Genomic DNA, 13,045 nt, shown 5'->3' with positions numbered 1-13,045 from the left:
TTTTGTAATGAAATGCTTGAGCCATTAGTGGTAATGTGATTAATAGGTTAAAGCTAAAAAGGGGAAAAGGAAATAGCTTTAATTATTTAGCGATATTATAAAAATTTTCTTGAAAGTTAAACTTTTAACATATAACTTTCGTATGTTTATTGTATACATATGTAAATATACATATAGGATAAGTATTTCTAGATACTGAATTTAAACTAAGGAGGGGACGGCATGATAGATGAAAATGATCTTTATAGATCAATAATCGATAAAAAGGACAGTGAGAGCTTAGAAATCCTATATGATCGATATGAGTCATTGTTATTTAATTTGGCTTACAAAATCACAAAAGATGTTCAATCTAGTGAAGAAGTTTTGCAAGATGTTTTCATGAAAATTTGGAATCAAAAAGCAATTTTCAAACCAAACAAAGGAAAAATGTCGACTTGGCTTATTACGTTATGCCGTAATAAATCTATAGATATGTTAAGAAAAAATAAGCATATTGAAAATGAGTTTGATGAGGATTTCCAAGGAATACAAAACAATAGTCTACCAGAATATGACTTATTGGATAAGGAAGTCTCTGAAGAAATTAAAAAAATGATTTCACTTTTAAATAAAGATCAACAAAAGATCATTTATTTGTTTTATTATAAAGGTTTGAGTCAGCAAGAAATTGCTGATAAATTACAAACTCCATTGGGAACTGTTAAGAGTAGAATGAGACTGTCAATTAAGCATTTGAACGATTATTCCAAAAAACATTTAAGAAGGGAGCGTGGAGAAGATGAAAGATAATAGAGTTGATAAGCTATATGATTATTTTAATGGCAATCTGAGCGAAAGTGAAAAAGAGCAAGTTGAAAAAGAATTAGATTTGTCATCTGAAAGCCATGAGACTTTAGACGACTTAAACGTTCTTCACGATTCACTTCCTTATAGTAATCAAGAAATTGAACCGCCAACAGGTATGAAGAAAAGAATTTTAACGTCGGTGCTAGATGAAGACAACAATTCAAACGAAGAAGCAGAAAAAGAACAGCAAGAAGATGAAATTGATACAACAAGTGCAAATAACAATCATGAAAATCAACAAATAGCGCATATTTCGAAACATAAGAAGAAAAAATCTAAAAGTGTTATTACCAAACGTGTATCGATAGGCGTTATAGTAGCGCTATTGTTCTTATCTATTATAGGTAATGGCGTGCAATACTTTGGATATAAGGAATCTCAAAATCAATCATCTTCCATGATTAATACGAATGATGCGAAACCAATAAATTTAAATTCTATGGCCAGAGATGAAGTGCAAGGGCAAGCCTATCTGTCTAAATCTAATGGTACGAAAGATAGAAAATTAATGGTTGAAGCCAATGATATTGAGCCAACAGAAGGTAATGAAGTTTATCAAGTATGGATATTAAAAGGCGAGCAAGCACACCCTGCAGGAACATTTGCGAGTGCGAATGATAAAGGCATGGTTGTTTTTGACTTAAGTAATGTAGATGTTGATAAAGAAGATAAAATAGCAATTACACTAGAACCATCACCTAATAATAAACAACCTAAAGGACAAATGATTATGTCTAGTAATGAAATTTAACTTGGTTTTGATTTAAAAAATTATTTTGAAAGGATCACAGATTAATGTGATCCTTTTCTTTGATTTATACGTATACTTTATAATTACTTTTTTAATATGCATATTTAAGTATTATAAAATAAACGATAAATGTTGGGTGAATATAATGAAAATAACTGTTGAAGATATATTATTAACAATTGGAGAAAACATAGTTAAGAGTTCATTAAGCGTAAAAGTGAAGACAGATAAGATTTGTGAAAAAATTACGTCAATGTATCAAGATATTCAGCAAGACACAATATTTATGTTGAAGTGTTCGGATAATACGGTTTATTATGCGGAACGTGCAAATGAAATGAAACCATTGATTATGATTACAGATGCGAGTCCGTCTACTTTTAAAGATTTCGAATTTAATATGCCCATAATTTATATCAATGATTTTCCTAATGTGGCTAATCAATTAGTGAAGTTATACTATGGAGATGCCATTGACGCTTTAAATTTTATTGCAGTGACGGGTACAAACGGAAAAACAACAACCTGTCATATGATTGGAAATTTATTAACACAGTTAGGTGAAAAAGTAGCTATCATCGGTACGATGGGCGTGTTTGATAGTCATTATAACAAAATGAAATTTAACCATACGACGCAAACGACGCCGATGTATTTTGAAATGGGAGAAATCATAGATTATTTTTATCGTGAAAATTATGATTATGTAATTTATGAAGCAACTTCTATTGCTTTAGAACAAAGACGCATTGACTTCATTCAAAATGAGTTAGCAGTATTTACTAACTTTAGTCCGGAACATCTTGAATATCATGGCACAATGGAAAATTATTTAAATGCTAAGTTAAAGTTGGATAATCTAAGTAAATCGAATTTAGTGAATTGGGACATGACTGAATATAGATCTATAGCAAAAGATGATTTATATTTTTCAAATCAAGAAGAAACATATTACCAATATCATGCGGAAAATAGTCATATTGATATCATTATCGATGGAGCGAAGTATTGTGTTCATCCTACTTTTGAGGGTGGGCATAATTACATTAACCTAGCGACGAGTATGTTTGCATTGCATAAAATGGATTTCGATATCGAAGCTATTATTCAAGCAGCTCATGTGATTGAGTCACCTTTACATCGTTTTCAAATTATTGACATAGGTGCATATACGATTATTTTAGATTTTGCACATACAGCTTTAGCAGTTAGAGAATCAGTAAACAATGCTTTAAACTATACGGACAGTATTGGAAAAAAATTAAATACGATGATTACTGGTATAGGCTTAAGAGGTTTTGATAAAATCGCTTTGACTGTCGATGATCTTCCTGATGGTGTTCATAAGTTGATGCTGGCTGCAGAGCAAGTAGGGTATGTAGATCCTAAACTTATTATCAAATTTATGAATCAGCATTTACCTGATAGTTATAAAAAGAGTGTGGTTTTAAATGGATGCTCGAGAAAGGAAGGTATACGAGAGCTATTATATGCTACAGATAGCAATAATGAGGTCATCTTGCTTACTGGTATTAATGAACCGCAAAACTTTAAAGGTAGTAAGTATGACCATGATGATCAATCATATATAGAAGAAATACTACAAATGGATATAATTTAACTTAATTGGCAGTGGCTGAATGAATTGAAAATGCGCTTATACCAAGTCTTTAAAAAAACTACTATTGCATTTATGAAGACAAGTAATTATTATACAAAATCTTCAACGCTTGAGTTCCATTTTATAGTCGGCTTTGCCGAGGTGGGCTCATACGTCGAAATATTATTAGAAAAATTAGATTTCTATCTTGCTCCCTAACAATCATTTATCATATAAAACATAAAAATGTGCCAACAAAGTCGCTGACTTTGTTGGCATAGTAAAAGGACCTATAATCAGGTCCTTTTTTTTGTTACTATTTATTAACTTATCATTACTTTCATTAAATATCCTTGTTCGTCGAAGTGTGCTGTATACATGCCATTATTTGTTTCATAAGTCATATATGAGCCGTTTTCTGTTTGTCCTTCGTCAGACATATGGTTAGACATATGTGCTTCTTTGAACATTGCTTTGCTTACCGTATCGGCTTTAGTATCAAAAGTGATATTAACGACTTGGCCATCTTTATTCATATCAACCATTGTGTCATTCACTTTTTTACTTGTAGACACGTCTTTATCATTTGTTGCAGTGTTAACTTTGTACCCATCAATCATTACGTTATCGTATTTTAACGCTCTTACAAAATCATAATCTTGAGTGAAATGACCATCATATGTTGTGTAGCCAGTGTAATTATAATATGGCATCATAGTTTCTTCCATATTGCTGTTCATCATATTGCCTTGCATATCATTCATGCCTTGTTCCATTGGTATGGCTTGTTGTTGCATATTGTTGTTCATGTTATTTTCTTGAGAATTCATTGTGTCCGCATGTGCAGTGTTATTTCCAATTACGCCATTTCCTGCTCCTACTAAAAAACCTGTAGCTGCGACTGTTGATGATAATACTAATAATTTTTTATTCATAAAGCTTCACCCCTATTTTTAGTTTTTAAAGTAATTCATGTTGTCTAACCTTAATTCTCATTAGATTTTAACTACCAAATTAAATCCAAAATAAGCTTACACAACTAGCCCCCTTTTTAATTTGACTCAATAAATATACGTTTTCTTTTTAGATAGAGTTCACATTTTAGAAATTTTCTTTGAATTATTTTTAAAACGCTATATTCATTCAATCTACTTACTGCTCTCAAATATTGTCATGGACTTTATAAAAAAACGGTTAATCATAACAAAAAGTTATAATTAACCGTTAAAGATATAAAATTCATTTAACTAAAGTAGTTCATTTACAAGATATATTATTCATAATAATTATAAAATGACTGCTACTTTTTTCCTAGTGAAGAATGCGATGGTAAATGTGCCGCTTCATTATAATTTAAAATTGTAGCTTGTTTATTCGTTAGTTTAAGGGTACTTAGACTGCCATTAGACAACCTTGGTGAATCAGTACTGATTTCTCCATTAGAATAGTAAGAAAATACTGCTTTAATAAATGCGCCATGAGAGACAATTAGAATTTTTTGATCTTTGTACTGTTCTATAACTGAGTTTATCCCATTAAGAAAGCGATCTGTTACGACGTGTGCTTGTTCTTTGTTTGGGTAAAGTCGATCGGGATATAACGCTGTACGTTCTTCTGTTGATAATCCCTCAGCATCGCCGAATGAAATTTCAATAAAGTCCTCTATTTCTATCAAAGGTATAGTGAGTTGTTGCTGAATAATTTCTGCTGTCTTTTTCGCTCTCGCTAATGGGCTCGTGATGATAAGATCCCATTCTGAATGATTTAGAAATTTGCTGCATGCTTCGGCTTGTTTAACGCCTGTGTTATTTAATGGTACGTCTGTGCGACCTTGTAATTTCCCTGCTGTATTCCAGTCTGTTTCCCCGTGTCTAATAAAACAAATTTCCGTCATTGATACCAACCTTTATCATAGTTTTTTTTAATTCAAAATTATATTATTACCATTTACTCATATATAGATATGTATAAATGTGTCATGTATCTTATAGCTTAGTTTCTCATGTATCTATTCATTTTACAAAAGTAGTTCTATAATTAAAAATTTATCATCTTTAAATATATTTAGTATTGTAGTAACGTAATTAGCAATAGTATAAATAGGTCGCTATAATACTTTTTACTGGTTGGTAAATTGACTGCGATTATTTTAATAAAAGAAGCTATTTTAAAATGAATATAGTAACATTGAATGATATAGAGTATATAAGATTTTAAAATATGGTGAGTTAAAATTAAGTTATTGTAGAAAGGTGGGGTAAGATGTCGGAACTTTATCGTACACACAGAATTAATGAGCGTTGGGGCGTTATTATAGCTATTGTTTTTATAGCTTCGACATTAAGAGCGCCACTTACTTCTGTAGGTCCTGTAATCGAAGAGATTAAACAAGTGATGGAAATTGATAATAGTGTAGCAGGTATTTTAACTACTATACCACTGATTATTTTTGCGATTGTATCACCACTTGTCTCTAAAGTTACGTCACGCTTAACGATGTCGCGCACGATATTTTACTCTACGATATTATTGATTGTTGCGTTGTTTTTACGTATCGCTGGTGACTTTAATTTGTTTATTATTGGGACATTATTGCTGGGTATTGCCATTGCATTTGGGAATGTCGTCTTACCAAGTTATGTTAAATGGTATTTTCCAATGCAAATTGGATTAGCGACAGGTATTTATAGTGGGACGATGAATTTTACAGCTGGCTTAGGTGGGGGATTAAGTTTTCCATTATCCGAAATATCACCTATAGGATTTAGATTGTCATTATCTTTTTGGATTATCTTTGGTGTAATTGCGTTATTGTTGTGGATACCTAAAGCACGTACAGGTGCCAAATTGGAACAAGCGACAGTGGATCAGTCGAAACTAAAGACTTCAAAAAAAGTAAATATTGTAAAGTCTAAATTAGCGTGGATGGTCGCATTGACGATGGGATTTCAATCGATGGTGTTCTATACGATGGTTGCATGGGTGCCTTCAATTCTCATAGATAGAGGGTTAGAACCCACCACAGCAGGCTATTTATTGATGTTAAATCAATTCTCTCAAGTTCCTATGACTTTTATATTTCCAATTGTTGCTTTTAAGTTGAAAGATCAACGCATTTTAGTCGTGATTATTACAATATTATTCTTAATCGGATTTAGTCTGTTCTTTACACAATCACTCGTGCTATTGATTATTGGTATTGTGATTGCAGGTTTAGCTATGGGGGCATGTTTCAGTTTATGTATGACATTCTTCTCGATTCGTGCGAATACAAGTGAAGGCAGTATATCACTTTCAGGGTTTGGACAATTTGTCGGTTATTTAATTGCTGCAATTGGACCATTCCTAATTGGTTATCTGTATGATGCAACTGGAAGTTGGAATTCAGGTGTTGTCGCATTAATCATTATGTCCATTTTAATCTTTATTTTTGGCTATCCTGCTGCTAAAAATAAAGTGGTTGAAGATGAAACGTAATAAAATTCGGAAAATAAATGATAAAAAACGCGGTCGTTTGAGTTAAAAAAGCGACTGCGTTTTTATGTTAGCTTAAAAGAGAATTTTCAATGAAATTATTCATGTTCATGTATTGCTGTTTGTATTGCTTGAGCAAAGTCATACATTGCAAAGCTCCAATTACTTTGATCTTGCCTAGAATTCATAGTTAGGTCTTGGTTGTTAAAAAAGGATTGTCGTAATCCAGTCGTTAATTCTAACTGTACACCTGCATTTTGATTGTTTTTATTGACAATATTTTCGTCAGCTTCAACTTCTAAATGACTAGGGGATGTTTGTACATCGAAATCTTTAAGCTCTAATTGTTCTTCGATAGACGCTTTTAAAGCATCATCTTTACCACCAATATAAACGATAGGTGCATCGCCGTTTGCACCATGAATCATGACGGAATTTGATACTTGTTGTTGCATATCTTCTATAATAGGTTCATCAAAGTTAACTGAAGTTACATGTAAACTTGCGTTGTTCGTGGAACGAATGCCTTGGAAGCTATAGTAATTATATGCCCCCTTGGTAGCAGTTAGTTTTGCTACTTCACTAGTTCCAGGTTCGATATTACCTCCGTGTATTGCTGCAATAAGCGCGTTGCTCTGGTTGTTGTTATAAGTGATTTCCCAGTCGCTACCTTCTTCGGTGTCTTCCATAAGTTCAGTCATTGACGTGTATAAATCATTGGCATAAATCGCTTTAGGAGATAAAGTAAGGAAAAAACAAAATGTTAAAAAGCATATAGTGGAAAATGAAGTGATCTTTAAAAATGAGGTGACTCTTTGATTAGAACTATACATACGACAACTCCTATTGATATTAAATCATATTTTATAAATATAATAATAGCATACAATTGTAAATGCTATAAAACATTTATAAAATCAAAAATATATGTTAGGTTGTGAAAAGTAAAAGTTCATTGTACAATAATTGTTCATGCCCTCGGGCATGATAACTAGAGGCAGGTCTGTAACATGCCCTTGGGCATGTTAACAGACTTCCTCTTAGTTACGGGCTGCCTTTTGGCGGCTCGTTATTTTTTTTGAGTGTAAAATATGTTACGATTCAAATCCTGCCTCTTAAATAAAACAATGGAGGTTTACAATTATGATAAATATTATTTCGGCGATTGGCTCACTTGGTACATTTATAATGGCACTGTTTTACTTTATATCAGTCAGTGTGCAACTGTACCAAATGAAAATCAGTTTTTTACCGGCGCTCGGTTTTAATCAAATACTGATTACTAGAGACCATGATGAATTAAACTTAAGAAATACTGCTATTGATAGTGATGAAGACCAAGATTTTTTGAAATTATATAACTTGGGTGGCGGTGCTGCTAAAAATATAAAAATAGAAATCTATCTTGGTAATCAAGACATCTTGCAAACAAAATATGTTAATATTTTACCTAGTAAAGAAGGTTATTTGTTACCGATTAATAAAGACGTTTATTCGGAAATTGAAAGTACAATTAAGAATAACGGTTATGAATCTGATTTAAATGTGAGAATAGCTTACCAGCATAATGTAAGTAGAAAAACACAAGAAATACATTTAAATGGTAAAATTGACACTTTTAATGCGTATGATGAAAAATCAATATATGAATTACAATTCTTTAACATGAACCAATAACTAAAAACTAAGAGAAGTCATAAATGTTAATAATTCATTAAAATACCCCCTTCAAAAGTAACACGAAAATGTGTTGGATTTTGAAAGGGGTATTTATTTTAAAAAAGTAATAGTTTATATGCTTTGTACGCATTATGAATTTGAATTACAATAAATGATGAAACTAAATTTTGGAGTGACAAAGATGATAAATGTTAAGGCGCCAAACCCAATATTTTTGGAAAATAATGAAGCGGAACGGGCTATATTATTATTACATTCATTCACGGGTACGGTGAGAGATGTAAAATTACTAGCCACTAAATTACATAAAGCGGGTTTTACATGTTATGTTCCTGCATACAAAGGTCATGGTTTAATGTTAGACACGTTGATGACCTATGATATTGAAGATTGGTGGCAAGATGTATTAGAGGGTTATCAATTTTTACAGGATAAAGGTTATTCAAGTATTGGTGTCTGTGGTATATCATTAGGTGGTATATTATCACTCAAATTGGCAGAGCATCAACCTATAGATGCGATAGCTATTATGTCTACACCATATCGAAAAAGTGATGCTGGTCTCTCTGGTAGATTGACTTATTATGGTCAACGTATGGGCGACTTGGTTGGTTTACAACAATCAGAGGTAGCGCAACAAATTGCGAATATTGAGCGCTATGCACCAGGACTTAATCAATTTCAAATCGTAGTTGAAGATGTGATGTCAAAATTAGATCAAATCACTGCACCCATTACTATCAAATTCGGTGAACAAGACGATGACGCTTATGCAACGAGTGCACGTTATATCTATGATCGTATTACACATGAACAAAAAGAAGTGAAAGGTTATGGGCCATCCAAACATTTAATGACTTATGGTGAAGGTCATATAGAAGTAGAACAAGATGTTATTGCATTTTTCGAAGATTATTAACCTTTTAGCACGAAAAAGCTTTTAGGACACTAATGCTCCAGATAAAAAATGATGATTTCTACTGAAATATAGTAGAGATCATCATTTTTTTACCTATTTACAACAATGGGACAAAAAGCGAATTTAAATTTAGGCTTATATTCGCTTTCTTTTACCGTAATCTTATCTTGGAATAAATTTTAAGTTCTCCAAAATGTTGAACAATAGGCTTTATCATCAATGTTGAATTGAATTATATCTTTTAATAATCTGTAATCGACCTCTTGAGTCCATTTTATTCGAAATAGATTGTTCGTTTGTGAGTAACCAGCGGCATCAATACGTTCACTAAATTCAGTCATGCCTTTCGCTTCAGGTGCAATTGAAAAGTGTTGTTTTGCTTTACTAAAAGCGAGAATAAAAGTACCGTGATCTGTGAGCATAGGCTGGTTCCATTTTATGGTTGTCTCAAGATTAGGAAAGGTTTCTGAAATCCAATTGAAAATCTCAGTCATTGTTTTTTTGTGTTTATCATTATCTATAGTTTGTAAAAATTCATTGAAATTATCCATGTAATATCCCATCCCCTTTTAAAAATATAACTAAAATAAATTTATTTGCATAATATCCATTTTAGCAAAGCTAATTATGACAAACCATCGTAAAGCAAAATAAGAAAAGGCTATGACAGCGAAACCAATATTATCTCCAGCTCGCTTGTATAGAAACACAATGAATTTATAACGATTTTGCTGGTTTATTTTTTAAGAGAAAATCTATTATTAATCCAACGATAAGTAAGACTATAAATGGTATGAGCCAACTTAATTGAATATCAGAGAGTGGTAACACTTGATATAACGCATTCAGTGGTTGGAATAATTTGAAATCATTGAGTATCTGTAACACTGAAATAATTAAAGTCACTATAGTAGGAATGATAAACGCAAATTTCATTTCAAATGGAATAAAAATACTTACTAATGAAATGAGTACCAATACAATCGACGTTGGATATATAAATGTTAACAAGGGCACTGCAATTTCTAATATCAGTTCTAAACCTAATGTTGAAACTAAAAAGCCTAATAATGAAAAGATAAGCACGAAAATTTTATATGATACTTTCGGTAATTTTTTCATCGCAAAGGCCGCACATGCATTTACTAATCCAACACAAGTAGTTAAGCAAGCCAATATAACGATGATGCCAAATAATAGGTTGCCAAATGAGCCAAATACACGTAACGAATTAAAAGTTAAAATTCCTGTGCCATCTTTAAAGCCAGCTTGAGTTGTTGTAGCACCTACATAAGCCAGTGCAAAATAGATGACTAATAGTAAAATAGCAGAGATCAAACCAGCTTTAATTACGTTTTTAACGAGTGTTTTTTGATCGGTAATGCCGTTCATTTTGAAGCTTTGCACAATCACAACAGAAAAGGCTAGCGCAGCCACAAGGTCCATCGTGAAATACCCCTCTAAAATACCTGATACGAGTGGAGTTTGTGCATAATCACCACTTGGTTGGCCAATTGAACCTTCTGGATTTATGATTACTAGAATACATAAAATAGCTATAATAAATATTAAAATAGGTGTAAGGTATTTACCTAAATTATCTATAATACGATTTGGATATAATGCGATAAAATAAACAATTAGGAAAAATATTATTGAAAATACGATTAATGTAACATGATTATGTACTGGTAAAACATGATTTGTTCCAATTTCGTACGCAACATTTGCAGCACGTGGGATACCATATAATGCACCGATAGATAAATAAATAAAGATAGCAAAGATTGTCCCATAAATAGGGTGGACTTTGTTACCAATACTTTCAACGCCGCCATTCATATAAGCTACGACGATTACTGTAAGATAAGGCAATAAGATGCCTGTTATAGCGAATCCAGTCATAGAAACCCACATATTTTCTTGAGCTGTATACCCTAACATAGGTGGAAATATTAAATTTCCGGCTCCAAAGAAAAATGAGAATAACATTAGACCAGAAATTAAGATGAGTCTGTTCATTTCTAATACCTCGATTTAAAGGAAATTTACTTGCACAAAACATAAGCAACTTTAACATATATTTCTTGTTAATTCAATAAGATGTCAGATAATTTTCAATATTAAAAATATTGTGTTTTATAAACGTCATAAAATGTTCAATGTAACAGAAGGCTCTCATGTTTTGTCTTAAGATACATAGTGCGCACCAACAAAGGAAATTTATATTGAGACAATCACTGAAAAATGTTATAGTAATTGCTATGTTACTAAAACGCTTTAACGCAATGAAGTTTTGTAAAACACAAAGGATGTAAAATTATGAGTAAACAATCACAATGGAAGTCATCGACGGGCTTCATTTTAGCAAGTGCAGGATCTGCTATAGGGCTAGGAGCAATGTGGAAATTTCCATATATGGCTGGTATGTATGGCGGAGGCGCATTTTTATTAATGTTTTTAATATTTACGATAGTTGTCGGACTACCTCTATTAATGATGGAATTTACTGTTGGTAAGTTGGGGAAGACTTATACAACTGTAATTTATGAAAAGTTAACAAAGAAAAAATGGTTGAACGTTATTGGATGGAACGGTAATTTAGCTGTATTCATACTATTTGGTTTTTATAGTGTGATAGGTGGTTGGATTATCATTTATATATTTAACGTTGCACTTCAAATATTAACCCTTAATGGTAATCAATTAGGAAGTATACAGTTTGAATCTATTATTAGTAATCCTTTCTTAACGATTACTGGGCAAGGCATCTTTATATTGTTAACGATGTTTATTGTGATGATGGGTGTTGAAAAAGGTTTAGAAAAAGCCTCTAAATTTATGATGCCACTATTGTTTATCTTTTTAATTGTTATTGTTATTAAATCTTTAACGCTTGAAGGATCATTTGAAGGACTAAAATACATTTTGCAACCACGCCTAGAAGAAGTTTCTATGGAGGGTGTCTTATTTGCACTTGGGCAATCCTTCTTCACATTATCATTAGGGACAACAGGCATGATTACATACGCGAGCTATGCGTCAAAAGAGATGACTATTAAGACTTCAGCAATTTCTATTGTAGCGATGAATATACTGGTTTCAATTTTGGCAGGCTTAGCTATATTTCCTGCGATTTCAGCATTTGGCTACAGCCCAACAGAAGGGCCTGGGTTACTATTTAAAGTATTACCAAAAGTATTTGATCAAATGGCATTTGGCCAAGGATTTTACCTAATCTTTTTAATCTTATTCTTATTTGCAGCACTTACTTCTTCTATTTCACTATTAGAATTGAACGTTTCGAACTTCACAAAAAATGATAATTCAAAACGTAAGCCAGTTGCATTTTATGTAAGTATATTAGTGTTCGTAATCAGTATCCCCGCAACACTATCTTTTGGGAGCTTAGGTCATATACAATTTGCAGCAGGTACTATCTTTGATAATATGGACTTTTTAGTTTCGAATATATTAATGCCATTGGGAGCATTAGGAACAACACTAGTTGTTGGTCAATTATTAGATAAAAATGATTTGAAAGCACATTTTGGCAAAGATAAGCTTAGATTATTTATACCTTGGTATTACTTAATTAAATTTATTTTACCTATAGTAATTATTTTGATCTTTGTAGTGCAATTCATATAAAGGTTTTAAAGACCTACTACTGCATTTATGAAGACAAGTAGTTCTTATGCAAGAGCTTTAGCTCTTGTATTCTATTTTCAAGTCCTCTTTGACGGGCTACGTTCGTACGATGAAATCTTAT

General features: G+C 32.1%; 12 protein-coding genes. 7 read left to right on the top strand and 5 right to left on the bottom strand.

Annotated features, from left to right (window positions below):
* Positions 1 to 222 precede the first annotated feature (222 nt).
* The 3 genes from SOJ_RS00155 to SOJ_RS00145 all read left to right on the top strand — a co-directional run bounded on the left by SOJ_RS00155 (position 223) and on the right by SOJ_RS00145 (position 3,221).
* Positions 223 to 792, top strand: coding sequence for an RNA polymerase sigma factor (locus SOJ_RS00155; protein ID WP_002506013.1), 570 nt, complete (start codon positions 223 to 225; stop codon positions 790 to 792).
* On the top strand, positions 782 to 1,600 hold the full coding sequence (locus tag SOJ_RS00150; protein WP_002506012.1) for an anti-sigma factor: 819 nt from the start codon (positions 782 to 784) through the stop codon (positions 1,598 to 1,600). The genes SOJ_RS00155 and SOJ_RS00150 overlap by 11 nt, the downstream gene beginning before the upstream one ends.
* Before the next feature lie 145 nt (positions 1,601 to 1,745).
* Positions 1,746 to 3,221, top strand: coding sequence for a Mur ligase family protein (locus SOJ_RS00145; protein WP_002506011.1), 1,476 nt, complete (start codon positions 1,746 to 1,748; stop codon positions 3,219 to 3,221).
* 302 nt (positions 3,222 to 3,523) lie between these two features.
* Here the strand turns inward: SOJ_RS00145 and isaB are convergent, their stop codons facing one another.
* Both isaB and SOJ_RS00135 read right to left on the bottom strand, forming a co-directional pair.
* Positions 3,524 to 4,135, bottom strand: coding sequence for an immunodominant staphylococcal antigen IsaB family protein (isaB, locus tag SOJ_RS00140; protein WP_002506010.1), 612 nt, complete (start codon positions 4,133 to 4,135; stop codon positions 3,524 to 3,526).
* 365 nt (positions 4,136 to 4,500) lie between these two features.
* Positions 4,501 to 5,094: a histidine phosphatase family protein gene (locus SOJ_RS00135; protein WP_002506009.1), complete on the bottom strand. Its 594-nt coding sequence runs from the start codon at positions 5,092 to 5,094 to the stop codon at positions 4,501 to 4,503.
* A 368-nt stretch (positions 5,095 to 5,462) separates the two neighbouring features.
* Between SOJ_RS00135 and SOJ_RS00130 the strand changes: the two genes are divergently transcribed.
* Positions 5,463 to 6,677 (top strand): CynX/NimT family MFS transporter, encoded by a 1,215-nt coding sequence (locus SOJ_RS00130; protein WP_002506008.1) that lies wholly within the window; start codon positions 5,463 to 5,465, stop codon positions 6,675 to 6,677.
* A 95-nt stretch (positions 6,678 to 6,772) separates the two neighbouring features.
* Here SOJ_RS00130 and SOJ_RS00125 read toward each other — a convergent pair whose 3' ends face one another.
* Positions 6,773 to 7,507, bottom strand: a complete 735-nt coding sequence (locus tag SOJ_RS00125; RefSeq protein WP_002506007.1) for a poly-gamma-glutamate hydrolase family protein — start codon at positions 7,505 to 7,507, stop codon at positions 6,773 to 6,775.
* A gap of 310 nt (positions 7,508 to 7,817) precedes the next feature.
* On the opposite strand from SOJ_RS00125, the gene SOJ_RS00120 reads away from it, so the two are divergent.
* Complete coding sequence (locus tag SOJ_RS00120; RefSeq protein WP_002506006.1) at positions 7,818 to 8,351, top strand: hypothetical protein; 534 nt, start codon at positions 7,818 to 7,820, stop codon at positions 8,349 to 8,351.
* 184 nt (positions 8,352 to 8,535) lie between these two features.
* Complete coding sequence (locus SOJ_RS00115) at positions 8,536 to 9,273, top strand: alpha/beta hydrolase (protein ID WP_002506005.1); 738 nt, start codon at positions 8,536 to 8,538, stop codon at positions 9,271 to 9,273.
* A gap of 179 nt (positions 9,274 to 9,452) precedes the next feature.
* Here the strand turns inward: SOJ_RS00115 and SOJ_RS00110 are convergent, their stop codons facing one another.
* Positions 9,453 to 9,824 carry an iron chaperone gene (locus tag SOJ_RS00110; protein WP_002506004.1) on the bottom strand — a complete coding sequence of 124 codons (372 nt, stop codon included), beginning with the start codon at positions 9,822 to 9,824 and terminating at the stop codon, positions 9,453 to 9,455.
* A gap of 166 nt (positions 9,825 to 9,990) precedes the next feature.
* Positions 9,991 to 11,295: a branched-chain amino acid transport system II carrier protein gene (brnQ, locus tag SOJ_RS00105; RefSeq protein WP_002506003.1), complete on the bottom strand. Its 1,305-nt coding sequence runs from the start codon at positions 11,293 to 11,295 to the stop codon at positions 9,991 to 9,993.
* 297 nt (positions 11,296 to 11,592) lie between these two features.
* Between brnQ and SOJ_RS00100 the strand changes: the two genes are divergently transcribed.
* Complete coding sequence (locus SOJ_RS00100) at positions 11,593 to 12,924, top strand: sodium-dependent transporter (protein WP_172457956.1); 1,332 nt, start codon at positions 11,593 to 11,595, stop codon at positions 12,922 to 12,924.
* The last annotated feature ends 121 nt before the right edge of the window (positions 12,925 to 13,045 follow it).

It is taken from the genome of Staphylococcus sp. OJ82, from assembly GCF_000294465.1.
Lineage (GTDB): Bacteria > Bacillota > Bacilli > Staphylococcales > Staphylococcaceae > Staphylococcus > Staphylococcus equorum.
Note: the sequence above shows the minus strand (reverse complement) of the source record. Positions and strands in the feature narration are given on the sequence as shown.

Excerpts from the sequence above, each read along its gene's own strand:
- isaB (WP_002506010.1), bottom strand. The coding sequence starts at position 4,135 with ATGAATAAAAAATTATTAGTATTATCATCAACAGTCGCAGCTACAGGT.
- SOJ_RS00130 (WP_002506008.1), top strand. The coding sequence starts at position 5,463 with ATGTCGGAACTTTATCGTACACACAGAATTAATGAGCGTTGGGGCGTT.
- SOJ_RS00120 (WP_002506006.1), top strand. The coding sequence starts at position 7,818 with ATGATAAATATTATTTCGGCGATTGGCTCACTTGGTACATTTATAATG.
- SOJ_RS00115 (WP_002506005.1), top strand. The coding sequence starts at position 8,536 with ATGATAAATGTTAAGGCGCCAAACCCAATATTTTTGGAAAATAATGAA.
- SOJ_RS00135 (WP_002506009.1), bottom strand. The coding sequence starts at position 5,094 with ATGACGGAAATTTGTTTTATTAGACACGGGGAAACAGACTGGAATACA.
- SOJ_RS00110 (WP_002506004.1), bottom strand. The coding sequence starts at position 9,824 with ATGGATAATTTCAATGAATTTTTACAAACTATAGATAATGATAAACAC.
- SOJ_RS00145 (WP_002506011.1), top strand. The coding sequence starts at position 1,746 with ATGAAAATAACTGTTGAAGATATATTATTAACAATTGGAGAAAACATA.
- SOJ_RS00150 (WP_002506012.1), top strand. The coding sequence starts at position 782 with ATGAAAGATAATAGAGTTGATAAGCTATATGATTATTTTAATGGCAAT.
- SOJ_RS00155 (WP_002506013.1), top strand. The coding sequence starts at position 223 with ATGATAGATGAAAATGATCTTTATAGATCAATAATCGATAAAAAGGAC.
- SOJ_RS00125 (WP_002506007.1), bottom strand. The coding sequence starts at position 7,507 with ATGTATAGTTCTAATCAAAGAGTCACCTCATTTTTAAAGATCACTTCA.
- brnQ (WP_002506003.1), bottom strand. The coding sequence starts at position 11,295 with ATGAACAGACTCATCTTAATTTCTGGTCTAATGTTATTCTCATTTTTC.